We start from the raw sequence: 20,901 nt of genomic DNA, 5'->3' as shown, positions 1-20,901 counted from the left end.
GATCAGGACGATGCTTCAGGTGCCGACGCGCAGCACGTCGGTCCGGGCGAAGTCGTCGCCCTTGAACAGGAGCGGTGCGTTCAGCGACCGGGCCAGCGCGTAGGCGAAGCAATCGCCGAAATTCAACCCGGCCGGGTGCCGGCCCTTGCCGTAGCGGGCGAAGGCGTCGGCGGCGAGCTGGGCGAGGGCGTGGTCGACCGGGACGACCGTGATCGCTTCGCGGAGGAGCCAATCGTCGAGTTCGACACGGCCTATTACCCAGCGTGACATCACGATGGCGCATTCGAGATACGTCGCCGAGGCCATCGCGCGATACCGGTGAGCGCGAATCGCGACGCTGAAGCTGTCGGCATCCGATTCCTGGTTCAGGATCGCGATGAAGACGGAGCTATCGATGACGACGGTGCTCACACGGGCAGGCCGTTCTCGTCATAGGCCAGGATCTCTTCGATCGGCCGGGGGTCGACCAGCTGGCTTGCGTAGGTGCGCTCGTGCAGCAACCGTCCCGACGCGATGGCGGCGGCGCGGTCGCGCTCCGCCTCCTCCGCCACCCGCGCCCGCTCCCGCCGGAGCAGCTCGAGCAACAGATCCGGCGCGGCGCGGTGGGTGGTGGCCGTGAGGTCGGCGAGGAGCGCCTCGACCTCGGCATTGTCGATCGTGATGGACATCGTGAGCCCCCCGTTCCACACAGCCCCGAAACCGCCAGCCCGGCCTCCAGCCTAACGCGAGGGCCGCATCCGAGCCAACTGACGCGCATGCAGATCGAATCCGTTCCCCCCCGCCGCCATCTGCCGCCGCTCGTGAAGCTGGCGCTGGAGCTCGGGCCCCTCGTCATCTTCTTCCTGGGCAATGCCTATTCGGAACGCCTCGGCGTGGCGCCCGACCAGAAGCTGTTCGTGGCCACCGGGGTGTTCATCGCGGCGACCGTGGTGGCGCTGGCGGTTCACTTCGTCCTGGTGCGGCGCCTGCCGATCATGCCGCTCGTCTCCGGCGTGGTCGTGGTGGTGTTCGGCGGCCTGACCCTGGCCTTGCAGGACAAGACCTTCATCATGGTCAAGCCGACCATCGTGAACGCTTTGTTCGGCACCGTGCTGCTCGGCGGCCTCGCCTTCGGGCGCTCGCTCCTGTCGGTGGTGCTCGATTCGATGTTCAGCCTCACCGAGGAGGGCTGGCGCAAGCTCACCTTCCGCTGGGGCCTGTTCTTCTTCGTCCTGGCGGCCCTGAACGAGATCGTGTGGCGGACCCAGACCGAGGATTTCTGGGTGAACTTCAAGGTGTTCGGCATCATGCCGATCACCGTGCTGTTCGCCCTGGCCCAGACGCCGCTGCTCAGCCGCTACGAGCGCAAGGAGCCGCAGCCGGGCGAGTGAGAGTCAGCGCGCCTGCGCGACCTTTCCGGCCGCCCGGATCCGCGTGAGCACGCTGGCGTAATTGTCCGGCGTGAGGATGCCGACGAGCTTGTCGCGGATCACCCCGTCCGGCCCGACCACGAAGGTCTCAGGGACCCCGTAGACGCCGAAATCGATCGCCGCGCGCCCGTCGGCATCGGCCCCGACGGCGCTGAACGGCACCCCGTGCCGGGCCAGGAAGCGCTGGCCGGCGGCCGGGTTCGGCTCCTTGTAATCGATGCCGACCAGCCGGATGCCGGGCTCCCGGGCGAGCCGCATCAGCATCGGGTGCTCGACCTGGCAGGGCGCGCACCACGAGGCGAACACGTTGATCACCGTGATCTGGCCCTTCAGGTCGGCGCTGGACAGGCCCGGCACCGGGGCGTCCCCGACCTTGAGCCCGGGCACTGCCGGCAGGCTGAAGCTCGGCACCGGCTTGCCGATCATCGCGGAGGGCAGGGCGGCCGGGTCGGCGCCCGAGCGCAGGCGCAGGAACAGCACCGCGGCCAGCGCGGCAAACGCCAGCACCGGCACGACCAGCAGCAGCGACCGTCGGACGTGGGGCGGCCGGTCGGTGATGTCGTCGCCGGTCACCGCCGCTCCTCCCCGAAGCCCCTGAGGGCGCGCAGCTGCGCCCGCCGGTCGCGGATGGCGTTGCCGATCAGGCCGGCCATGACCAGGGCCGTGAACGCGTAGGCGGCGACGATGAAGCCGCCGTGGGAGCCGAGATCCATCGGGAATATCCTAGACCGGCTGCCCGACCGGCATCCCGGCGGGCTTCGGCGTGAGGCGCGGCTGCGTGCGGTCCAGCCGCTCGGCCTCGCGGATCGTCAGCGTCCGCACCCGGCGGCGCATGATCTCGGTGCGCATCGCGTAGAGGTGGAGCGTCGTACCGCCGAGCGTCGCGGCGCCGATCATGATCAGCAGCGGGTAGAGCATCGACGGGTCGATGGTCGAGCCGCCCATGCGCAGGATCGAGGCCGGCTGGTGCAGGGTCGACCACCAGTTCACCGAGAACTTGATGATCGGCAGGTTCACCGCGCCGACGAGCGTCAGGATCGCCACGGCCCGAGCCGCCCGGTTCGGCTCCTCCAGGGTGCGCCACAGGGCGATGATGCCGCAATAGATCAGCAGCAGGATCAGCATCGAGGTCAGGCGCGCGTCCCAGACCCAGTAGGTGCCCCACATCGGCTTGCCCCAGAGCGAGCCGGTGACCAGGCAGATCAGCGTGAAGGCCGCCCCGATCGGCGCGGCGGCGCGCTGGGCGACGTCGGCCAGGGGATGGCGCCAGACCAGGGTGCCGATCGCCGACAGGCTCATGGCGCCGTAGAAGAACACCCCGAGCCAGGCCGCCGGGACATGGATGTACATGATCCGCACGGTCTCGCCCTGCTGGTAGTCGGGCGGCACGACGAAGAAGGTCAGGTACAGCCCCAGGCCGACGAGGGCCGCCGACAGGGCGGCGAGCCACGGCACCAGGGCGCCGGACCAGCGCATGAAGTGGCTGGGGTTCGACAGGCGGGTCCAGAGGGAAGGCGTCATCGCGGCTCGGTCTCGGACAGCGTCCCGGCGGTCCGGTCTCGGTCGCGTCATCGCGCCCGAAAAGCCGGCCTCCACCTTTTCCGGACGAGCTTTAGCGCAGGGTGCGGTGCAGCAACAATGCGGCCATTCTCCGCCGATACTGCATCGGCGTGCACAGCATCTGCCGGCGAAAGGCGGTGCGGAACGCGGTCTCGGATTCGTAGCCGACGGCATACGCGATGGAAGCGACGCGCGCATCCGAGCTGCGCAGCCGGTCGGCCGCGAGCTGCATCCGCCAGCCGGCGAGATAGGCCAGCGGCGGCTGCCCGACCACCGCCCTGAACCGTTCCGCGAACGTCGTGCGCGACATGCCGGCGCGCCCGGCCAATTCCGCGACCGTCCAGCGCCGCGCCGGCTCGGCATGCAGGGCCGTGAGCGCCCGCGTCAGCCGCGGATCGGCGATCGCCCCGAGCCAGCCGGCCGGCCGCCCGGAGGCGAGCCAGAGCCGCAGCACCTGGAGCAGCATGATCTGCGCGAGATGGTCGGCCATCAGGGTGCCGCCGGGCGCGCTCAGCCGCAGCTCGGCCGCCAACTGCTCCAGAGCCCAGCGCAGGATCGCGGCCTGGTTGGTGGCGTCCCGGACATGCACGATGGCCGGCAGCGCGTCGAACAGAAGGCCGGCCGGAGCGCCCTCGAAGAAGAACCGCCCGCCGATCAGGAAGAAGGCGCCGCCGCCGTTGCAGGTCGCGACAGTGTCGGCCGCCCGGTCGTAGATCGTGGCCGCATCGATCGCCGGCAGTCCGGGATCGGTGGCGAGCCGGAACGGCCGCCCGCGGGTCAGCAGGAAACAGTCGCCGGCCGCGATCCGGACCGGCTCGGCCTCGCCCTCCACCGACACCCAGCAGGCGCCGCGCATCACCGCGTTGAATTTGATCCCGTCATGGGCGGGGAAGCGGATCGCCCAGGTGCCGCCGGCATCGAGCCCGGCGCTGAGCACGCTCCGGGGCTTCAGCAGGGACAGCACGTCGGAGAGCGGATCCATGGCGACGACCGGACGCCCGCGTCGGATTCGCGGACGGCGCAGCATGGAGCGTCCGGCGCCCCGGGTCGATCATCCCGGGGATAGGGCGGCATCGCTTTGCCGCCGCGGAGCAGGACCATGATCGATCACCAGAATCCCCTCGGATCGGGCTTCGGCCCCCGCAGCACCGCCGCCGACGTCCTGGCCGGGCGGGACCTGACGGGGCGGCACGCCCTCGTCACCGGGGGCCATTCGGGCCTCGGCCTGGAGACCACCCGGGCGCTCGCGGGAGCGGGCGCGACGATCCTGGTCGGCGCCCGCGATCCGGATGCCGCCCGGATCGCGACCCAGGCGATTCCCGGGGTCACGGTCGATGCCCTCGACCTGGCGGACCTCGCCAGCGTCCGGCGTTTCGGCGAGGGCGTCCTGGCCGCCGGCCGGCCGATCGACTGGCTGATTAACAATGCGGGCCTCATGGCCTGCCCGGAGATGCGGGTTGGCCCGGGCTGGGAGGCGCAATTCGCGACCAACCATCTCGGCCATTTCGCCCTGACCAACCGCCTCCTGCCGCTGCTCCGGTCCGGTGCCCGGGTGATCGCGGTCTCCTCCGCCGGGCACCACCTCTCGCCGATCCGCTGGGACGATCCCCAGTTTGCGTCCGGCTACGACAAGTGGCGCGCCTACGGCCAGGCGAAGACCGCCAACGCCCTGTTCGCGGTCCATCTCGACCGGCTCGGCCGGGACCGGGGCATCCGCGCCTTCTCGCTGCATCCGGGGAAGATCCTCACACCGCTCCAGCGCCACCTGACCCGGGCCGAGATGATCGCGGAGGGCTGGCTCGACGCGTCCGGCGCGCTGGCGGACCCGACCTTCAAGACGCCGGCCCAGGGCGCCGCCACCCAGGTCTGGGCCGCGACCGCGCCGCTGCTCGACGGGCTCGGCGGCCTCTATTGCGAGGATTGCGACGTGGCCGTGCGGGCGGAGGCGGCCGGTGAGCCGTTCGTGGGCGTCAAGGCCTATGCCGCGGATCCCGAAGAAGCTGAGCGGCTCTGGGCGCTGTCCGTTGAACTGACCGGAACCGGGTTTTTCGGGCTTTCCAATCGTCCCGCTTCCCGATCGCGTGAGGCCTGACGCCGTCCGCGAGGGGATTTCTGTCTCCAGCGGGCAGCGCGTGGGCATAGCGAGGCGGGTATTCCGGTCCCTCGATGACCTGAGGGCGCCGCGCATGGTCAGCCGCCTGCCGGAGATCCGGCGTCGCGGGTGGCACCGGTTCGGGGAGCCGCCTCCGCGCGCCTTGAGGCCCTGGCAAAACGCACGCGCGTCCGTCCGTGGGGCGGCGATGAGCTAGTCCCCTGGACAGGGCCGGCCGGGCCGAGGATGGCGGTGCGCGTCTCGAGTCCCCTACGCCGTGTCCCGCTGGCCCCGGCGTGCCGGAAAGAAGGAACGCCGTCATGAGGCAACGCCGGCTCACGACCGCATTGCTGGTCCTGCTCCTGCCGGGCGGCAAGCCGGCCGCCGCAGCCCCCGCGCCGACCGCCATGGCGGCTCCTGGCCTGGTGCGACTGGCAGCGACCCGCGCCGATTTGCCGTCGGGGGCCTGCGACAAGACGGAGGACGGATTCACCGCGTTCCTGAACGCGATCGTGACCGATCCGGCTTTGCGTGCGGCCTACAGCGCCCCCCAGATCGCCGAGCGCGACCTGAACGACCCGGCCAGGCCGGTCGCGCGCCCCGTCGAGCCGTTCCGGCTGACCCTGATCGATTACATGTGGTCCTACGACGAGCCCGGCCGCGACCCAGGCAAGCTGGCGCGGGTCGAATTGAGCTTCACGCTCGACGGCGACCGGATGCGCCTGGGTCTCGTCCGGGCCAAGTTCTCCCCCGAGGGCAACCTCATCCGGACGTTCGGCGCGCCCGAGGCCTATGTCTTCGAGCACAGGCAGGGCTGCTGGCGCCTGGTCGAGCATCTGCGATAGCCGGCGCGATACCCGCCTTGCGCGAACCGCCGGTCGTCGTGAGGAGCGGCGATCGACGCCACGAACGGGCTCGGTTCCTCAAGAGCAGCTCGGACAACCCGAATCGACGGTTCCGCACCCTGCGCGGCCGCTCAAGCCGCCCGCGCGGGATCGCTGAAGCGGACCTCCGGATTCCGATCGCGACGCGGTGGGCTCGTGTAGCGCTTCATGACGGCTCGGCCATGCGCCACCGGGGCGGCTTCGCGGCTCCCTCGGCGCGGGTCGTGCGCGTGCCTGTTGCGCCGGGATGCTCGTCGGAACGCACGCGACCGAGCCGGGCGCAGCCGCAATAGCTCGCGCGCGGATGCCGAATATTTCATCTGAAGCGCGGTTCCGCGAACTTGTCATGGCGATGCAATCCCGGCGACGGCAAATCGACATGCCTCTTCGGCATAGATCGGTGAAATAAAGTCCAGCATCGCACGCAATCGAAGTCGATACGGGATCACCCGGAGGCGGTGATGCGACGGTCTGACTGTGAAATGGAATTGGATATGACTCAGTCCCGGTCCAAAATCGGCTATCGCGTCTGCCTGTCCTCGATTGCCGCGATCTGCGCGCCATTTTATCTGTCGGATACAGCGTCTGCCATGGACAGGCATATGAAATCGATGGAGGCCTATTCCATCGGTTTGGGCCTGACTCACGGCATCGCCTATTTCACGGATCAGAGAGACGGATTGCTGCTCGTCGTCACGACGGCCGCGGAGGGTGGATCGGCCACGCGATTTGAGACGCTTCTCGGAACGCCTGAACAATCCGTCACGCTCTCTGCGCCCCGCGCTGCTGGCCAACCGGCGATGCATGTGACGTTCACCCGGTCGGCTGACGGTCTTCGGGTCACCGATGACGCGCCGGACGTGGAGTCCGCCCTTTCGCTTTCCGAGCCGGAGGGGGCAGCGACACCTGGCAATTACGCTGCCGCGCACAGCAAACACTGAGTTCATGCGGACGTGGGCTGATCCGACATCGGCGTCTTCAGCCTTCGTGAGTGCGTTCGGCGCGTTCACGAACGGAGGGGGCCGGCTCATCGCAACCCCAGCGGCCAGCCTCCGTGGTTCCGCGCTGTCACCTGCGATGCCCAGGTCCGGACACCCGGTCTCAGCGTTTGAACGAGCGCGGTCAGTGGATTTCCGCCGGTCCGCTTCTGAGCGCGAAACGCATGACGCCGACGCCGCCGTCGCGCCCATCTGCGGCGATCCCGGGCCTTCGAACTGTCTGCGCGTCGGTGGTTCGGCGACCCGCTACGTCCTGCGGGTGAGCGAGTGGGCGAAACCGGAGGGTGCATGCGCCGGCCCGAGGCCGTTCGGCTACAAGCAACGCGGCTCGTTTCTCGAACACGGAGCGATGCAGTCCGTATCGTGACTGGAAATTGATGTCCTCGGCCAACCCGTTCAGCCTGCTTGCAGGAACGCGAGCGCAGTCTGCAGACATCGAACAGGTCGTTCCTATCGGTCGGTTCAGGGAGAGCTGTGATGCCGGGTCAATTCGCCCTCTCGCTCGTCGCCCTCAGCCTGCTCGGCGCCCCGGCCATCGCTCAGACCGGATCGGTGAGGCAGGCCCTGGTCGCGGGAGAGCGGGTGGTGGATCTGCCGCTCGGCGACGGTCTGGGCCAGCGCGTCCTCTACGACGCACCGCCTCACCCACGGGCGACGCTGGTCATGCTGCCGGGCGGCTCCGGTGACATCGGCGTTCGGCGCGACGGCGACCTGCGCCACGCGGACAACTTCGTGATCCGCACGCGGGCGGACTGGGTGGCAAGGGGCTACGCCGTGCTGATCCCCGACACCGTCGATCAGGCAAACCTGCGGGGCGTGCGAAGCTCCCCGGCCTACGGCGGGCTGGTGGACGGCCTGGCTGCCTACGCGCGGGATCAAGCCCCTGTGCCCGTCTTCTTGGTCGGCACCAGCCAGGGGACGATAGCGGCGATGAACGGGGCCTCCCACGCCCGGCCGGGCTTGATTGCGGGCCTGGTGTTGACCGAGTCCGTGTCCGTGCCCGGGCGACGGAGCACCGAGACGGTCTTCGACGCGGATCCGCAGGGCGTGCGCGTTCCGGTGCTGGTCGTGGCCAACCGCGACGACGCCTGCGACGTGGCTCCGCCCGAGATGGCCCCCCGCATCGCCGCAGCCCTGACGCACGCGCCAAACGTTCGCGTCCTCGCCGTCGCCGGCGGTCTGCAGCGGTCGGACAGGGCCTGCGGCTCGCTCTCGCCCCACGGTTACTACGGCCTTGAGCAGCAGGTGGTGGAGGGGATCGCCGGGTGGCTCCGAACGCACGGCGGCTGACCGCCGGCACATGTACGGGCTGCTGCCACGTGGACCGGTCCCGCGCGTCGTGGACGCGACTACAACGCGCGGTCGAGCCGCGCGCTGAGGACTGCGGGAACGTCGGGTTTCGACAGGACGCACCGACCAACCCGGGGTCTGGGTTGGGTGGATTTGAGACGGTCCGCTTCGGGGATGCAAACCGGCCGAAGCGGACACGCGGAAACCGTGATCGAGACGCTAGACCTGTTGCATCCCGCCATCGACGCACAGTTCGGCTCCCGCGACGAAGCTCGCCTCGTCGCTCAGGAGGAACAGTGTGGCCGCAGCCACTTCCTCAGGGCGCGCCATGCGGCCGAGCGGGATCGGTGAGATCAGCGCCGCCCGCCCCGCCTCCGGCACGCTCGCCATCATGGCGGTGTCGGTCGGGCCGGGGGCCACCACGTTCACGCGGATGCCCTGGGGGGCCAGTTCCGCGGTCCATGTGCGCGCGTAGGAACGCAGGGCCGCTTTCGTGGCGGCGTAAGTTCCGTAGGGCGTCACCCCCATGACGTCCGCGATGGAGCCCACCAATACGACCGCCCCGCCCCGACCCATCGCGCTCAGCGCCGCCTGCAACCCGAAGACGGCCCCACGGACGTTGACCGCGAAGTGCCGGTCGAAATGCTCGACCGTCCCGTCGCGCAGGGTCGCCGGTTCCGAGATGCCCGCGTTGAGCACCAGCGCGTCGATCCGGCCCTGCGTCTCCCGCACCGTCGCCACGACACGGTGCAAATCCGTCTGTGAGGCTGCGTCTGCGACGAGACCCCGCGCACCGCGCCCGATCCTCGCGGCAGCTGCCGCGACCTCGTCGGCACGCCGCCCGGTGAAGACGACCGACGCGCCCTCGATCGCCAGCCGCTCGGCGATCGCTAGGCCGATGCCCTTCGCGCCACCAACCACGAGAGCAACCTTGTCCACCATACGCGCCATCGCGGCATCCCTTCATCTGCGACGGCGCATGAGATACAGATCGTATATCTGCTATCAAGAACGCACTTAGGTTAGCCTAGATATGGCCAATGATACCGACTTGGATGCCCTGTCCGCGTGCGCGCTCGCCAACATGGCGCGGGTCCGCCCGGTGCTGGACAAAATCGCCGATAAGTGGACGATCCTGATCCTCACGGTGCTCTGCCCGCGGCCGGCACGGTTCAATGCGATCAAGCGGCGGCTCGATGGCATCACGCACAAGGCGCTGGCGGACGCGCTGAAGCGGCTGGAGCGCAACGGTCTGGTGACCCGGACCGTGCTGCCGACCGCACCCATCGGCGTCGAGTATGCGATCACCCCGCTGGGCCATTCGCTACGTCAGCCCTTCGAGGCGCTCTGCGCGTGGGCACTTGATCACGGCGCAGCGATTGAGGCGGCCAACCACGCGCATGACATCATCAAAACGAAGCCGTGAAAGCGCCGCCGCTTACGCTTCGCCAGATCTTGCGCCGGTATGTCTTATCGCGGTCGTTTTCTGCCCGTCCGCCTATGACAGTGACTATCTAGAAACGGACAGAGCCGCAGGGACTGCTCACGACCGAGGCCGTGTGAGATGGGCGGACCGGTCCGCAACAAGACCCGTCCCGCCGCCTCTCCGAGAACAGGCCGCAACCGGCCGGCCATCCTTCCAGCCTTAGACGTTGGTCAGCGTCCAAGGACGCATCGCCTCCGGGCCAATGATGTCGGGTGGCGGTTTGAAGGTGCGTGCCGCGCCCCGCATCGCCTCGGCACGGCGGCGGAAGCCGCTGCGGCGGCGGTAATCGCGTCGGACCGTCTCCGACGGGGCAAGGGGTGCCTCCGCGAGGTCCTGCGCACAGATCACGTCGACGGCGGTCACGCCAAGCAACGCCACGAGGGTGATCAGCACATTGTCCTTGCGCGGATTATCGCCCTCAAGCCCGGGCAGGACCGTAGCGATGTCGAGGGCGTCGCCCGCGACACGCGCTGAGACCCAGGGGGTCGGATCACGCGAGCCCAAGATCCCGACCCCCTGTAGGAGTTCACGGACGCCATAGGCTCGGATGACAGCGGCTGCGCGCGGCATTCCAAGCCAGCGAGCGATGGCACCGCCACACGCCACCTCGGTCACCCCGAGGCCGATCGAGAACCAACCTAAGCCGTGAGCGAGCTCCCTGGTCGCGGGATCCGGTCTTCGGCGCGGGTCCGCGGTGAGATAGCTCGGCAGCGAAGAGCGCACAGGCGCACGCCCCGGATCGCGTTGAGATGTACCGTCGGACATGCTGACTTCCTCGCTGCCGCGATGGGGGCGAAGTCGCCAGCCCGCCGCAGCGCGACGGGCTGCGGAACCACTCAGGGTCTGAGCACGACCTTGATGCAGTTGTCCTTCTTGTCGCGGAAGGTCTTATACATCTCGGGCCCTTGATCGAGCTTGGCCCGATGGGTGATGACGAACGACGGATCGATCTGCCCGTCGTCGATGCGCTTGACGAGGTCGTCCGTCCACCGGTTCACGTGGGTCTGACCCGTCCGGATGGTGAGACCCTTGTTCATCAGGGCTCCCATCGGCATCTTGTCGACAAGCCCACCATAAACGCCCGGGATCGAAAGGATGCCGGCGGGGCGACAGACGTAAATCATCTCGCGCAGCACCGAGGCCCGGTCGCTCTCGAGCATCACAGACTGCTTCAGCCGGTCGTAAGCATGTTCGAGCGCGCGCGGCGAATGCGCCTCCATGCCGACGGCATCGATGCACTTCTCCGGGCCCTTGCCGTCCGTGAGGTCATTCAAGCGCTCGACCGTGCTTTCCTGACTGTTGTCGATCGTCGTCGCACCGCCCGCGCGCGCCATTTCCAGGCGCTCGGGCACGCTGTCGATGCAGACCACCCGCTTGGCCCCGAGCAGGAGCGCGGAGCGTAGCGTCATCTGGCCGACGGGGCCGGCGCCCCAGATCGCGACCGTATCGGTCGGCTGGATGTCGGCCTGTACGGCCGCCTGCCAGCCGGTGGGGAAGATGTCACCGAGGAACAGGACCTGCTCGTCGCTCAGGTTTTCCGGCACCTTGATATGCGTCTTGTCGGCAAACGGCACCCGGACGTACTCGGCTTGCCCGCCCTGATAACCGCCGGTGAGGTGTGTGTAGCCGAACAGGCCCGCTGTGGTGTGCCCGAAGGCTTTGTCGGCGATATCCTTGTTGCGGTTTGAGCGTTCGCAGACGGAGAAATAGCCGCGTTTGCACTGATCGCACTCACCACAGATGATCGTGAACGGCACGACGATGCGCTCCCCTTTCTTGAGAACGCCCTTGACGCCTTTGCCGGTCTCGACGACCTCGCCCATGAACTCGTGGCCCATGACGTCGCCCTTCTCCATGCCGGGCATGAAGTGGTCGTAGAGGTGCAGATCCGAGCCGCAGATCGCGCAGGCGGTGACCCTGATGATTGCGTCGCGATCATCCTCGATCTTGGGGTCCGGAACCGTATCGCAGCGGATATCCTGAGTGCCGTGCCAAACCAGTGCTTTCATGGACCGTCTCCCCAATCAGGAGGAAGGATTCTCGACTCTGCTCAAGGGTGCTCCTGCATAGAATGTATTCGAGCCGGAATGTTTCCCGGGGCTACACTATAAAAACCGATTGTAATAAAATGACACCCCGTTCTTACCTTGACCATTGCAGATATTGGCCGCGAAAGCTGGACGATAGGCGGTCATTGACGCGAAGACTTGGCGGCGCTCGGAAGAGGCGGCGTTCCACACCAGCTGCGCGGGTCCGAGGCCGGGCATGGGGCCGGCTCTGGCGGAACGGCGCAGCGCTCAACGACGTCCGCGTCCTCGACGCCTGACATGCTGGGACGCCTCCGTGCACGCCATTAGGACCGGGCGCGGTTTAAAACCGCCTCATGCGCGAAGCCCCAAGGGCTGTCCGCGCGGCCCATATCGGTCGATGGCAGCCACTCTTATGCGGACCCGTTTCGGTCCCCCGGATCCGTCCCTGTGCGCGCGATGATGGTGGGGCAGCGGCGAACCTGCCGGTCTTCCGAACCGCTCCTCGATCCCGAAGTGTCGGAGAAGGCTTCGAAGCCGGCGTTCCGCAGGCCCCGCGTTTTCCGGAGGACTCCGTCGAGGTCCCGCGATCGTCGGTCGCCAGCCAGGACCGAAAAAGGAGGCGCGCCAATCGGGCCCGGACGACGCCGCGTCGCGTGCTGGGAAGCGAAAACCGGACGCCCGTGCATCACCGCCCCGCCTCAAGCCGATCCCCGAAACCGAACCCTCCCCGCCTGCCTCCGGCACGCCCGCGCGCACTGACGCAGCCCCCTCAATCGACAGGGCGAGCGCGCCGCAACCCTTGCGCACGCCCCCGCGATCACGCATATACGGTGAAACAAAACGGGAACAAAGAGCGTCGCCGTAGAAAGCTGTGGATGACGCAGCTGTCTCACACCGGAACGAGCCCCGCATGCGAACCGCCGACAAGCAGATCGCCGACATCCTGGTGCGCTACGGGGAGCCCTTCGGGGGCAACGTCTGGCGCGTGCAGGGCACGGCCGTGATCTATCACAAGACCCTGGAGCGCATCGCCGCGCAGGCCGGGATCGTGTTCGATCCGCCGACCATCATCCGGGCCGAGCGCGACGAGGCCGTGCTGCTGGTGACCGGGCGCCTGCCCGGCGCCAAGGCCGGCGCGAAACAGGCCCCCGACCGGATCGAGTGGTCGATGGGCGAGGCTTTGGTCAACGTGAATTACCGCGTCTCGGGCAAGCAGGCGGCCTACGTCTACGCCATGGCCGAGAAGCGCGGGAAGGATCGCGTCATCCTCAAGCTGATCGAGCTCCACGGCTTGGTCTACTCGGAGGAGGAGGCCGACGAGTTCCGCGCTCAGCTGCCCACCGTCCGGGCTGTGGACGAGGATTTCGAGGAGGCCCAGCCCTTCGACGAGGTCACCGAGGCCGAGGGCGACCTCAAGCGCCGGATCGACGAGGCCGAGACGATCAACGCGGTGACCGACCTGATGCTCGACGGCGCGACCCAGGCGATCCTGGCGGCGATGCCGCCCGGCACCCGCGACGAGGTCCGCGACTACGCCAAGGCGCGCCTCGTGTCCCTGGGCTGGCCGAAGCGCACCGGCCGCCGCAGCGCCGCCTGAACCCCCACACCATCCCCCAACCGCAGGAGACCGCCATGCATCGCGCGCCGAGCCGCCGTACCCTGAAGGCCCGCCGGGACTATCACCGGAACTGGAGCATCGAGACCCTGTCCTACAGCCCGACCCGGATCGTGCGCCTGGGCGAGGAGAAGGTCGCGATCCTGTTCCCGCCGGTGGAGCCGGGCGCGGAGTGGCAGCTCTACCCGCATCCCGACACGTTCCCGGGGCTCAATTTCGACGGGCTGCCCGAGCCCCTGCGCCCGGAATTTCTGGGGTTCTCGGACCTGCCCGCCGTCGAGCGGTTCCTCGGCATCGGCGATGTGGCGCCGACCGCATTGGCGGCCTGATCAGGCCGGCGGCCAGGGGGCGCCCCGGTGGAGCGCCTCGGCCTCCGGGGTGAATGTTTTCGGGTCCGGGCCATGCAGCACCAGGGGCGGCAATAGGCTTGGCGCCGCCCGGCTGCCCCGTGTCGCGGCGATCAGCACCCGGATCGCCGGGGCTTCGGCTCTGGCATGGACCGGGCGCATCGCGATCCCGCCGTAGCGGCCCTTGAGCGCCTCCAAGCAGGCCGGGAGGGCATCGGCCCGGTGGATCAGCCCGAACCGCCCCCCCGGCCGCAGGATCGCCGTGCAGGCGCGGATCCAGAGGTCCAGGCTGCCCTCGGGGAATGTGTGCGCTGTCGCCTTGCCGGGATGCGGAGAGGGGCGGTGGCGGCCTTCCGTGAAGAACGGCGGGTTGGTGAGGACGAGGTCGAAGCTGTCCGGCTCCAGCCCGGCGGCGCGGCGCTCGGACGCGGGGGCGAGCATGTCGGCCTCGATCACGGTCGCGTCGAGTCCGTTGAGGGCGGCGTTCGCCCGGGCCAGCCCGGCCAGGTCCGGATCGCGCTCCACCAGGGTCGGGCGGCTGCCGGGATTGAGCGCCGCGCAGGCCAGGCCCACCGCGCCGGTCCCCGCGCCGACATCGCAGAGCCGCTCCCCCGCCGCCGGCGCCAGCCATCGGGCGAGCAGCACCGCGTCGGTCCCCGCCCGGTGCGCCCCCCGTTGCGGCTGGTGCAGGCGCAGGATCCCGCCCAGGAACGCGTCCGGCGCGTCGCTCACGGGTCGCGCAACTCGTGGGCGAGCCCGGCATCCTTCAGCAACCGGCGAGCCTGGGGCGCCCAATCCCCCGGCACCATCAGCCGCTGGCCGAACGCCCCGATCGAGCCTTCCATCACGCTCATATGGGTATCGGCCACCAGGACCGGGATCTCCGCCGCTTCGAGCACCGAGCGGGCGAAGCCGATCAGGACCGGGTCATTCGCGGAAATCAGCACGATCATCGCAATTCTTCGGCGGGAGGCCGGGCTTCCGGCGCATTCGTCGCGTTCGCTGCGCAGGCTCGTCGCACCATATCCCGGTGGCGCCGATGTTGCGGCGCCGCGAGGCGCGTGCGAAGGGATCGCCCGCTCCCTGCGGGGGAACCGGACTGGAGGTCGCGGATCTTGGGTATGGCCCTCTCCATCGAGAATCCGAAGCCCGAGGCCGAGGCGGGGCTGAGCGACCTCGTCGCGCTGGTGGCGGACGGCATGGCCCGGGTCAACACCACGATCCTGTCGCGGACCGGCTCCGACGTGGCGATGATCCCGGAGGTGGCCAACCACCTGATCGCGTCCGGCGGCAAGCGCCTGCGCCCGATCCTGACGCTGGCCTGCGCCAAGCTCTGTGGCTATGCCGGCGACGCCGACGGCGACGTGAAGCTCGCCGCCAGCGTCGAGTTCATGCACACCGCGACCCTGCTGCACGACGACGTGGTCGACGAGAGTGACATGCGCCGCGGCCGCGTCGCCGCCCGGATCAAGTGGGGCAACGAGGCCTCGGTGCTGGTCGGCGACTTCCTGCTCGGCCAGGCCTTCCGGATGATGGTCGAGGTCGGCTCCCTGCGGGCGCTCGACATCCTGTCCGCCGCCGCCACGGTGATCGCCGAGGGCGAGGTGATGCAGCTCACCAACGCCAAGAACCTTGAGACCGACGAGGCCGCCTACCTGGCGGTGATCCGCGGCAAGACCGCCGAGCTGTTCGCCGCCGCCTGCGAGGTCGGGCCGGTCCTGGCCGGCCGGCCGAAGGCCGAGCAGGACGCTGCCCGCGCCTACGGGATGAATCTCGGCATCGCCTTCCAGCTGATCGACGACGTGCTCGATTACGGCGGCACCTCGGCCGAGCTCGGCAAGAATGTCGGCGACGATTTCCGCGAGGGCAAGATCACGCTGCCGATCGTCCTGGCCCATCGCCGGGCGAGCGAGGGCGAGCGCGGCTTCTGGCGGCGGACCCTCCAGCAGGGCGAGATCGGCGAGGACGACCTCGGCACCGCCCTCGACCTGCTCCAGCGCCACGGCGCCCTGGAGGAGACGGTGGCCCGCGCCCACCAGTACGGCGCCCAGGCCCGCGCCGCCCTCGACATCTTCCCGGACGGGCCCGTGAAGGCCGCGCTCAACGGCGCGGTGGAGTTCTGCGTCGCCCGCGCGCGCTGAAGCGGCGGTTCAGGCGGCGTCCAGCAGAGCTCTCGCAGGCCCGGTGGTGAAGCTGCGCCGGTAGGCGGTGGGCGTCACGCCCAGGAGGCTGCGGAAATGGCTGCGCAGGGCCGGCGCCGAGCCGAACCCGACCAGCCGGGCGATCTCGTCCACCGAGCGGGTCGTCTCCTCGAGCATCGTCCGCGCCTCGGCCAGCCGCTCGGCGATGAGCCAGGTCCCCGGCGCCTGGCCGGTGGCGTCGCGCACGTGGCGATGGAGGCTGCGCAGGCTGAGCCCGGCCTCGGCCGCCATGCGCTCGACCGTCCAGGTCTCGCTGAGCGTCTCACGCACGCGATCGAACAGGATCCCGAGCTTGGCGCCGGCCCGCTTCGGCACGGGCCGCTGGACGAACTGCGCCTGGCCGCCGTCCCGATGGGCATGGACCACCATGCGGCGGGCGACCCGGTTGGCGATCTGCGCGCCGAAATCCGTCCGCACGACGTGGAGGCACAGGTCGAGCCCGGCCGCGCTCCCGGCCGATGTCAGGATCGCGCCCGCGTCGACATACAGAACGTCGGCTGCGACCTGCACGCCCGGATAGGCCGCGAGCCGGTCGGTGAAATGCCAATGGGTCGTGGCGCGGCGCCCCGCCAGGAGCCCCGCCTCGGCCAGCACGAAGGCCCCGGCGCAGATCGAGACGAGACGTGCCCCGCGCGCATGCGCCCGCCGCAACGCGTCGAGCAGGGCGGCCGGGATCGCGCCGGTCGGGCCGCGCCAGCCCGGGATCACGATCGTGCCGGCACCGTCGAGCAGTTCGAGGCCGCCATCGGCCTGGATCACGACCCCGCCGCTGCCGCGCAGCGGCCCCGGTTCGACGGCCGCGATGGCGCAGCGATACCAGTGCGCGCCGAATTCCGGCCGGGGCAACGCGAAGATTTCGACGGCGCAGCCGTACTCGAAGGTGCAGAGCCCGTCATAGGCCAGGATGACGACGGTGGGACGGCGCGATTTTGGCATGATCCCGCTGGTAATGGCCGATCGTGCCACTGGCAACGGAGGCGCGCACCGGGGACATTTCGCCTGTCCGCACAGAGGGATGCGGCCAGTCTGAGGTTGTCGCCATGCGCCTGATCGGTATGCTCGATTCGCCCTATGTCCGCCGCGTCGCGATCACGATGCGGCTGGCCGACATCCCGTTCACCCTCGAGCCGCTCTCGGTGTTGCGCAACATCGACGCCTTCCGCGCCCTCAACCCGGTGATCAAGGCGCCGACCCTGATCACCGAGGCCGGGATCGTGCTGATGGATTCGACGCTGATCCTGGCCCACCTGGCCGAATTGCACCCCGAACGCGCCCGCCTGATGCCCGCGACGCCCGATGCCCATGCCCGGGCCTGCCGCATCCTCGGCCTCGCCCTGGCGGCCGCGGACAAGACGGTGCAGCTGGTCTACGAGCGCAACCTCCGCCCCGAGGAGAAGCATCACGCGCCGTGGCTCGAGCGCGTCCGAGCGCAGCTCGCGGCCGCCTATGCGGAGCTGGAGCGGGAGGTGGGGGCGCGGCAGCCCTGGCTGTTCGGGCCCGAGCCGCTTCAGCCGGACATCACCGCCGCGGTGGTCTGCCGCTTTACCCGGAGCGTCCAGGGTGACGCGCTCTCGGAGGACGCGCATCCGAACCTCACCGCCCTCTGCGCCCGCGCCGAGACGCTGCCGGCCTTCACGGCGTGCCCGTTCCGGTAGCCGCCGGCGGCCTCACGGCGCGCGGGTGGACAACCACCAATCGCCGCCATCGTACCAGCAACTCGCATCGGGCTTCTCGCCGAAGCGGATCGCGCGGACGGCCATCAGGGGCCCCCGGGCGAAGGCCTCCGACAACCCCTCCGTGTCAGCCTCCGGCAGCCCCTGCAGGGGGATGAAGACCGAGGGCGAGACGAACCGGGCCGGCCATGCGGCGGCACCGGCGACCTTGCGGATCAGCAGCATGCCGCCCCGGCCGTAGCGAGGCTGGAGCGGGAACAGCAGCCGCCCGTCCGGCCGCAGGGCATCGAGCCAGGCGCGCGCCGGGCGCGGTGCGCCGGCATTGACGTAGATCGCGTCGGCTTGCGGCAGCCCGTCCGACGCGCCGGAGCGCGCCTCGACCCGGGCCCAGGGCCAGGGCGCAAGGTTGCGCGCCGTCCGCTCGGCGAGGCCGGGATCGATCTCGAATCCGTGGATCTGGCCCTCCGGTCCGACCAGATGGGCGAGCAGCGCCGTGTAATAGCCGCTGCCGGTGCCGACCTGGATCGCGGTCTCACCGGGCTGGGGCGCCAGCGCGTCGAGGCACAGGGCGTGCAGGCTCGGTTGGCCGATATTGATGGAGCGGGCGGCGTCGAGAGCGACCAGCACATCCTGGTAGAGAAAGGCCGGATCGTCGTCCGGGGTGGTCACGTAGGGCGACCCGCGGTCCCGCGACCGCCAGACATTGGCGGCCAGGATCGACCAGGGACCCGGCCCGGCGAACGGCTCGCGCGGGACCGCCGCGAAGGCCTCCTCGATGCGCCCGTCGGCCGCCGCGCTCTGGCCCGCCACGAGGGACGCGTAGAAGCCGCGAAGTTTGACGCTGCGCGCGTCCGAACCGGCTCGATCCGCCATCCGCTCACCCCATGGGGGAGGAAACCAGCGGTCCCATTTCGCGTCAAGATGCCGCGGGTGTCAGCGCATCGGCCAGAGCCGGCGCCAAGCCGCGCAACTCCTCCAGATGCGCGGCGGTCAGGGCCCGCAGCAACGCTTCGGCCCGGGGCGTCAGCGCGAGCTCGCTGCGCCGGCGATCCTCGGTCGACCGCGCCTTGGTCAACAGGCCGCCCTCGACCATCCGGGCGACCAGCTCGGCCGCGCTGTGCGGTGCGATCAAGAGCTGCTCGGCCAGCAATCCGACCGTCGGCGGCGCGCGACCGGCATGGCCGGCCAGGGCCAGGAGGGCTTGGTGCTGCTGGGGCGGGATGCTGGCCCGGGATGCGGCCGCCTCGCTGAAGGCCAGGAAGCGCCGCAGCCGATACCGGAACTCGGCCAGCGCGGCGTACTGCTCCTGGGAGAGCGGCACGGTCTCAGGATCGTCGGCGTCCATGGTGGTCTCCCGGCCGCTCCCGCGCGGCACCCGGCGCACCGGCGTGCCGATCCATAGGCGCTCGCCGTCTTCGTCGCACCGTCACACAGACCCGCGCTTGTTGAATATATCGTATCACGATGTAATTAGCCGCGGGCGGATGGAGGATCGGATGGACGGCGGACCAGGGATCGAGCGCACGAACGAAAGGCCCTTGCGGCGGGCGCTCGGCGATTTCAGCGCGGATCGCCGCGTGCTCGCATTGGCCGGGCTGGCCGCGATCACCGGCACCGCGGCCTCGGGCACGGCCTGGATCCTGCTGACCCTGATCGGTCTCGTGACCAACGCCGTCTGGTACGGTCGGCTCGACACCGCACTCACCTCCCTGGCCGGCGCCACGCCCGGGCCGTGGATGATCGCGATCCCGGTGATCGGCGCGCTGATCGTCGGCGTGATGGCGCGCTACGGCTCGGAGAAGATCCGCGGCCACGGCATCCCGGAGGCCATGGAGGCGATCCTGATCGGCGGTAGCCGGATGTCGCCGAAGGTGGCGGTGCTCAAGCCGCTCTCCTCGGCGGTGGCGATCGGCACCGGCGGCCCGTTCGGCGCCGAGGGGCCGATCATCGTCACGGGCGGCGCGGTGGGCTCGCTGTTCGCGCAGTTCTTCCATCTCAGCGCAGCCGAGCGGAAGACCCTGCTGGTGTCGGGCGCCGCCGCCGGCATGACGGCGATCTTCGGGACGCCGGTGGCGGCCGTGCTGCTCGCCGTCGAGGTGCTGCTGTTCGAATGGCGGCCGCGCAGCCTCGTGCCGGTGACGGTCGGGGCGGTGACGGCGGCCTGCTGGCGCCCCGCCTTGTTCGAGGCCGGCCCGCTCTTCCCCTTCACCGACAACCCGGCCCTGCCGTGGTGGGGCCTGCCCGCCTGCGCCCTGCTCGGAGTCGCCTGCGGACTGATCTCTGGCGTGCTGACCCGCGCGCTCTACGCGTTGGAGGACGGGTTCGGTCGGCTGCCGATCCACTGGATGTGGTGGCCGGCCCTCGGTGCCCTCGTGGTCGGGCTCGGCGGCCTCGTGGAGCCCCGGGCGCTCGGCGTCGGCTACGACGTGATCCGCGACCTCCTCGCTGGGCATCTGCTGGCCGGCGCCGTGCTGACGATCCTGGTGGTGAAGGCGGTGATCTGGCTCGCGGCCCTGTCGTCGGGCACATCCGGTGGCGTGCTGGCGCCGCTGCTGATCCTGGGCGGCGCCATCGGCTGGCTGATCGGGCTCGTTCTGCCGGGGGCGCACGGCTTCTGGGCGCTGCTCGGCATGGCGGCGATGCTCGGCGGGACCCTGCCGGCGCCGCTCACCGGGGTGGTGTTCGCCGTCGAGGTGACCGGGGACGTCGCCGCCCTGGCGCCGCTGCTCGCGGCCACGATGGCGGCCTATGCGGTGACCGTGCTGCTGCTCAAGCGCTCGATCCTCACCGAGAAGATCGCCCGGCGGGGCCAGCACGTGACCCGGGAATACGGCATCGATCCCTACGATCTCGCCCGGGTCGAGGCGGTCATGACCCGCGCGGTCGAGACCCTCGACGGAGAAATCGCGCTCGCCGAGGCCCTGGCGGCGATCCGTGTCGGCGAGCATCACGCCTATCCGGTGATCGACAGCGCCGGGCGGCCGGTGGGGCTGGTCACGCGCAACGACGCCCTGCGCTGGACGGTCGAGACGGGGGAGGGCGACGGGCCTGACGGCACTTTGGCCGAGCGCGTCTCGGATGCCGACCTTGCGGTCGTGCATCCGGGCGACGTGGTCTCGCACGCCCTCGACGTGATGCTCTCGGCCGGGCAGGGGCGCCTGCCCGTGACCGATCCGGAGAGCGGCGCGCTGGTCGGGCTTCTCACCCGCAAGGACCTCTTGCAGGTGCGCGCCACGACGGTCCGGGCCGAGGCCGAGCGCCGGGCCTATTTCCGCCGCGGCCGCGCGCGCGCCGGTACGGCCGGAAGCTGACGGGA

At 69.9% G+C, this 20,901-nt stretch carries 25 protein-coding genes; 11 read left to right on the top strand and 14 right to left on the bottom strand.

The genetic code is table 11. The annotated features are described in order from the left end of the window. Positions 1-15 precede the first annotated feature (15 nt). Both BMZ47_RS13850 and BMZ47_RS13845 read right to left on the bottom strand, forming a co-directional pair. Positions 16-411, bottom strand: a complete 396-nt coding sequence (locus BMZ47_RS13850) for a type II toxin-antitoxin system VapC family toxin (protein ID WP_091863091.1) — start codon at positions 409-411, stop codon at positions 16-18. Then, the gene (locus tag BMZ47_RS13845; RefSeq protein ID WP_091863090.1) at positions 408-668 is read right to left on the bottom strand and encodes a hypothetical protein; all 261 of its coding nucleotides are present in this window, start codon (positions 666-668) and stop codon (positions 408-410) included. The genes BMZ47_RS13850 and BMZ47_RS13845 overlap by 4 nt, the downstream gene beginning before the upstream one ends. A gap of 87 nt (positions 669-755) precedes the next feature. Between BMZ47_RS13845 and BMZ47_RS13840 the strand changes: the two genes are divergently transcribed. Next, on the top strand, positions 756-1,370 hold the full coding sequence (locus BMZ47_RS13840) for a septation protein A (protein ID WP_050733290.1): 615 nt from the start codon (positions 756-758) through the stop codon (positions 1,368-1,370). 3 nt (positions 1,371-1,373) lie between these two features. Here BMZ47_RS13840 and BMZ47_RS13835 read toward each other — a convergent pair whose 3' ends face one another. The 4 genes from BMZ47_RS13835 to BMZ47_RS13820 form a co-directional block, all read right to left on the bottom strand. Then, on the bottom strand, positions 1,374-1,982 hold the full coding sequence (locus tag BMZ47_RS13835) for a DsbE family thiol:disulfide interchange protein (RefSeq protein WP_091863089.1): 609 nt from the start codon (positions 1,980-1,982) through the stop codon (positions 1,374-1,376). Then, complete coding sequence (gene ccmD / locus BMZ47_RS13830) at positions 1,979-2,122, bottom strand: heme exporter protein CcmD (RefSeq protein WP_007561917.1); 144 nt, start codon at positions 2,120-2,122, stop codon at positions 1,979-1,981. Before ccmD ends, BMZ47_RS13835 begins: the two co-directional genes overlap by 4 nt. Positions 2,123-2,132: 10 nt before the next feature. After that, a complete protein-coding gene (locus BMZ47_RS13825; RefSeq protein WP_007561919.1) occupies positions 2,133-2,930 on the bottom strand; it encodes a heme ABC transporter permease in 798 nt (265 codons plus the stop codon). Between the two features lie 91 nt (positions 2,931-3,021). Then, positions 3,022-3,951 carry an AraC family transcriptional regulator gene (locus BMZ47_RS13820; RefSeq protein ID WP_091863088.1) on the bottom strand — a complete coding sequence of 310 codons (930 nt, stop codon included), beginning with the start codon at positions 3,949-3,951 and terminating at the stop codon, positions 3,022-3,024. A 117-nt stretch (positions 3,952-4,068) separates the two neighbouring features. Here BMZ47_RS13820 and BMZ47_RS13815 point away from each other — a divergent pair, with 117 nt between their 5' ends. From BMZ47_RS13815 to BMZ47_RS13800, 4 genes are all read left to right on the top strand, one after another. Next, positions 4,069-5,061, top strand: coding sequence for an SDR family NAD(P)-dependent oxidoreductase (locus tag BMZ47_RS13815; protein WP_091863087.1), 993 nt, complete (start codon positions 4,069-4,071; stop codon positions 5,059-5,061). Between the two features lie 320 nt (positions 5,062-5,381). Beyond that, entirely contained in the window at positions 5,382-5,906 is a 525-nt protein-coding gene (locus BMZ47_RS13810) for a hypothetical protein (protein WP_091863085.1), read from the top strand. A 500-nt stretch (positions 5,907-6,406) separates the two neighbouring features. Further along, entirely contained in the window at positions 6,407-6,886 is a 480-nt protein-coding gene (locus tag BMZ47_RS13805; RefSeq protein ID WP_139220979.1) for a hypothetical protein, read from the top strand. A gap of 534 nt (positions 6,887-7,420) precedes the next feature. Then, positions 7,421-8,233, top strand: a complete 813-nt coding sequence (locus tag BMZ47_RS13800; RefSeq protein ID WP_091863082.1) for an alpha/beta hydrolase — start codon at positions 7,421-7,423, stop codon at positions 8,231-8,233. A gap of 219 nt (positions 8,234-8,452) precedes the next feature. On the opposite strand, the gene BMZ47_RS13795 is transcribed toward BMZ47_RS13800, so the two are convergent. Further along, positions 8,453-9,184, bottom strand: coding sequence for an SDR family NAD(P)-dependent oxidoreductase (locus tag BMZ47_RS13795; RefSeq protein ID WP_007561929.1), 732 nt, complete (start codon positions 9,182-9,184; stop codon positions 8,453-8,455). 82 nt (positions 9,185-9,266) lie between these two features. On the opposite strand from BMZ47_RS13795, the gene BMZ47_RS13790 reads away from it, so the two are divergent. Then, entirely contained in the window at positions 9,267-9,659 is a 393-nt protein-coding gene (locus BMZ47_RS13790) for a winged helix-turn-helix transcriptional regulator (RefSeq protein ID WP_091863080.1), read from the top strand. A gap of 219 nt (positions 9,660-9,878) precedes the next feature. Here BMZ47_RS13790 and BMZ47_RS13785 read toward each other — a convergent pair whose 3' ends face one another. Both BMZ47_RS13785 and BMZ47_RS13780 read right to left on the bottom strand, forming a co-directional pair. After that, positions 9,879-10,484, bottom strand: coding sequence for a cyclase dehydrase (locus tag BMZ47_RS13785; protein ID WP_091863078.1), 606 nt, complete (start codon positions 10,482-10,484; stop codon positions 9,879-9,881). Positions 10,485-10,555: 71 nt separating this feature from the next. After that, positions 10,556-11,728, bottom strand: coding sequence for a zinc-dependent alcohol dehydrogenase (locus tag BMZ47_RS13780; protein WP_091863075.1), 1,173 nt, complete (start codon positions 11,726-11,728; stop codon positions 10,556-10,558). A gap of 931 nt (positions 11,729-12,659) precedes the next feature. Here BMZ47_RS13780 and BMZ47_RS13775 point away from each other — a divergent pair. Further along, on the top strand, positions 12,660-13,346 hold the full coding sequence (locus BMZ47_RS13775; RefSeq protein ID WP_091863071.1) for a trna delta -isopentenylpyrophosphate transferase: 687 nt from the start codon (positions 12,660-12,662) through the stop codon (positions 13,344-13,346). Positions 13,347-13,381: 35 nt separating this feature from the next. Next, positions 13,382-13,693: a hypothetical protein gene (locus tag BMZ47_RS13770; RefSeq protein WP_091863069.1), complete on the top strand. Its 312-nt coding sequence runs from the start codon at positions 13,382-13,384 to the stop codon at positions 13,691-13,693. Here BMZ47_RS13770 and BMZ47_RS13765 read toward each other — a convergent pair whose 3' ends face one another. Together BMZ47_RS13765 and BMZ47_RS13760 are read right to left on the bottom strand one after the other, a co-directional pair. Beyond that, positions 13,694-14,443 carry a tRNA1(Val) (adenine(37)-N6)-methyltransferase gene (locus BMZ47_RS13765; protein ID WP_091863066.1) on the bottom strand — a complete coding sequence of 250 codons (750 nt, stop codon included), beginning with the start codon at positions 14,441-14,443 and terminating at the stop codon, positions 13,694-13,696. Further along, the gene (locus BMZ47_RS13760) at positions 14,440-14,664 is read right to left on the bottom strand and encodes a putative signal transducing protein (protein ID WP_091863063.1); all 225 of its coding nucleotides are present in this window, start codon (positions 14,662-14,664) and stop codon (positions 14,440-14,442) included. Before BMZ47_RS13760 ends, BMZ47_RS13765 begins: the two co-directional genes overlap by 4 nt. Positions 14,665-14,832: 168 nt before the next feature. Here BMZ47_RS13760 and BMZ47_RS13755 point away from each other — a divergent pair, with 168 nt between their 5' ends. After that, the gene (locus BMZ47_RS13755; protein ID WP_091863059.1) at positions 14,833-15,852 is read left to right on the top strand and encodes a polyprenyl synthetase family protein; all 1,020 of its coding nucleotides are present in this window, start codon (positions 14,833-14,835) and stop codon (positions 15,850-15,852) included. Positions 15,853-15,861: 9 nt separating this feature from the next. On the opposite strand, the gene ftrA is transcribed toward BMZ47_RS13755, so the two are convergent. Further along, complete coding sequence (ftrA, locus tag BMZ47_RS13750; RefSeq protein ID WP_091863056.1) at positions 15,862-16,848, bottom strand: transcriptional regulator FtrA; 987 nt, start codon at positions 16,846-16,848, stop codon at positions 15,862-15,864. A gap of 104 nt (positions 16,849-16,952) precedes the next feature. Between ftrA and BMZ47_RS13745 the strand changes: the two genes are divergently transcribed. Then, positions 16,953-17,567, top strand: coding sequence for a glutathione S-transferase family protein (locus BMZ47_RS13745; protein ID WP_091863053.1), 615 nt, complete (start codon positions 16,953-16,955; stop codon positions 17,565-17,567). A gap of 12 nt (positions 17,568-17,579) precedes the next feature. Here BMZ47_RS13745 and BMZ47_RS13740 read toward each other — a convergent pair whose 3' ends face one another. Then, positions 17,580-18,458 carry a protein-L-isoaspartate O-methyltransferase family protein gene (locus tag BMZ47_RS13740; RefSeq protein ID WP_091863050.1) on the bottom strand — a complete coding sequence of 293 codons (879 nt, stop codon included), beginning with the start codon at positions 18,456-18,458 and terminating at the stop codon, positions 17,580-17,582. Positions 18,459-18,501: 43 nt separating this feature from the next. Further along, positions 18,502-18,930, bottom strand: a complete 429-nt coding sequence (locus BMZ47_RS13735; RefSeq protein ID WP_091863135.1) for a MarR family winged helix-turn-helix transcriptional regulator — start codon at positions 18,928-18,930, stop codon at positions 18,502-18,504. A gap of 151 nt (positions 18,931-19,081) precedes the next feature. Between BMZ47_RS13735 and BMZ47_RS13730 the strand changes: the two genes are divergently transcribed. Beyond that, positions 19,082-20,896 carry a chloride channel protein gene (locus tag BMZ47_RS13730; RefSeq protein ID WP_091863134.1) on the top strand — a complete coding sequence of 605 codons (1,815 nt, stop codon included), beginning with the start codon at positions 19,082-19,084 and terminating at the stop codon, positions 20,894-20,896. The last annotated feature ends 5 nt before the right edge of the window (positions 20,897-20,901 follow it).

Origin of the sequence: Methylobacterium brachiatum, assembly GCF_900113845.1 — a bacterium.
In the GTDB taxonomy this organism is placed as follows: domain Bacteria; phylum Pseudomonadota; class Alphaproteobacteria; order Rhizobiales; family Beijerinckiaceae; genus Methylobacterium; species Methylobacterium brachiatum.
This window is presented reverse-complemented; position numbering and strand designations above follow the sequence as displayed.

What these genes read in the sequence shown, in the direction of transcription:
- BMZ47_RS13845 (WP_091863090.1), bottom strand. Translation starts at nt 668, where the DNA reads ATGTCCATCACGATCGACAATGCCGAGGTCGAGGCGCTCCTCGCCGAC.
- BMZ47_RS13840 (WP_050733290.1), top strand. Translation starts at nt 756, where the DNA reads ATGCAGATCGAATCCGTTCCCCCCCGCCGCCATCTGCCGCCGCTCGTG.
- ccmD (WP_007561917.1), bottom strand. Translation starts at nt 2,122, where the DNA reads ATGGATCTCGGCTCCCACGGCGGCTTCATCGTCGCCGCCTACGCGTTC.
- BMZ47_RS13825 (WP_007561919.1), bottom strand. Translation starts at nt 2,930, where the DNA reads ATGACGCCTTCCCTCTGGACCCGCCTGTCGAACCCCAGCCACTTCATG.
- BMZ47_RS13820 (WP_091863088.1), bottom strand. Translation starts at nt 3,951, where the DNA reads ATGGATCCGCTCTCCGACGTGCTGTCCCTGCTGAAGCCCCGGAGCGTG.
- BMZ47_RS13815 (WP_091863087.1), top strand. Translation starts at nt 4,069, where the DNA reads ATGATCGATCACCAGAATCCCCTCGGATCGGGCTTCGGCCCCCGCAGC.
- BMZ47_RS13810 (WP_091863085.1), top strand. Translation starts at nt 5,382, where the DNA reads ATGAGGCAACGCCGGCTCACGACCGCATTGCTGGTCCTGCTCCTGCCG.
- BMZ47_RS13805 (WP_139220979.1), top strand. Translation starts at nt 6,407, where the DNA reads ATGCGACGGTCTGACTGTGAAATGGAATTGGATATGACTCAGTCCCGG.
- BMZ47_RS13800 (WP_091863082.1), top strand. Translation starts at nt 7,421, where the DNA reads ATGCCGGGTCAATTCGCCCTCTCGCTCGTCGCCCTCAGCCTGCTCGGC.
- BMZ47_RS13795 (WP_007561929.1), bottom strand. Translation starts at nt 9,184, where the DNA reads ATGGCGCGTATGGTGGACAAGGTTGCTCTCGTGGTTGGTGGCGCGAAG.
- BMZ47_RS13790 (WP_091863080.1), top strand. Translation starts at nt 9,267, where the DNA reads ATGGCCAATGATACCGACTTGGATGCCCTGTCCGCGTGCGCGCTCGCC.
- BMZ47_RS13785 (WP_091863078.1), bottom strand. Translation starts at nt 10,484, where the DNA reads ATGTCCGACGGTACATCTCAACGCGATCCGGGGCGTGCGCCTGTGCGC.
- BMZ47_RS13780 (WP_091863075.1), bottom strand. Translation starts at nt 11,728, where the DNA reads ATGAAAGCACTGGTTTGGCACGGCACTCAGGATATCCGCTGCGATACG.
- BMZ47_RS13775 (WP_091863071.1), top strand. Translation starts at nt 12,660, where the DNA reads ATGCGAACCGCCGACAAGCAGATCGCCGACATCCTGGTGCGCTACGGG.
- BMZ47_RS13770 (WP_091863069.1), top strand. Translation starts at nt 13,382, where the DNA reads ATGCATCGCGCGCCGAGCCGCCGTACCCTGAAGGCCCGCCGGGACTAT.
- BMZ47_RS13760 (WP_091863063.1), bottom strand. Translation starts at nt 14,664, where the DNA reads ATGATCGTGCTGATTTCCGCGAATGACCCGGTCCTGATCGGCTTCGCC.
- BMZ47_RS13755 (WP_091863059.1), top strand. Translation starts at nt 14,833, where the DNA reads ATGGCCCTCTCCATCGAGAATCCGAAGCCCGAGGCCGAGGCGGGGCTG.
- ftrA (WP_091863056.1), bottom strand. Translation starts at nt 16,848, where the DNA reads ATGCCAAAATCGCGCCGTCCCACCGTCGTCATCCTGGCCTATGACGGG.
- BMZ47_RS13745 (WP_091863053.1), top strand. Translation starts at nt 16,953, where the DNA reads ATGCGCCTGATCGGTATGCTCGATTCGCCCTATGTCCGCCGCGTCGCG.
- BMZ47_RS13740 (WP_091863050.1), bottom strand. Translation starts at nt 18,458, where the DNA reads ATGGCGGATCGAGCCGGTTCGGACGCGCGCAGCGTCAAACTTCGCGGC.
- BMZ47_RS13735 (WP_091863135.1), bottom strand. Translation starts at nt 18,930, where the DNA reads ATGGACGCCGACGATCCTGAGACCGTGCCGCTCTCCCAGGAGCAGTAC.
- BMZ47_RS13730 (WP_091863134.1), top strand. Translation starts at nt 19,082, where the DNA reads ATGGACGGCGGACCAGGGATCGAGCGCACGAACGAAAGGCCCTTGCGG.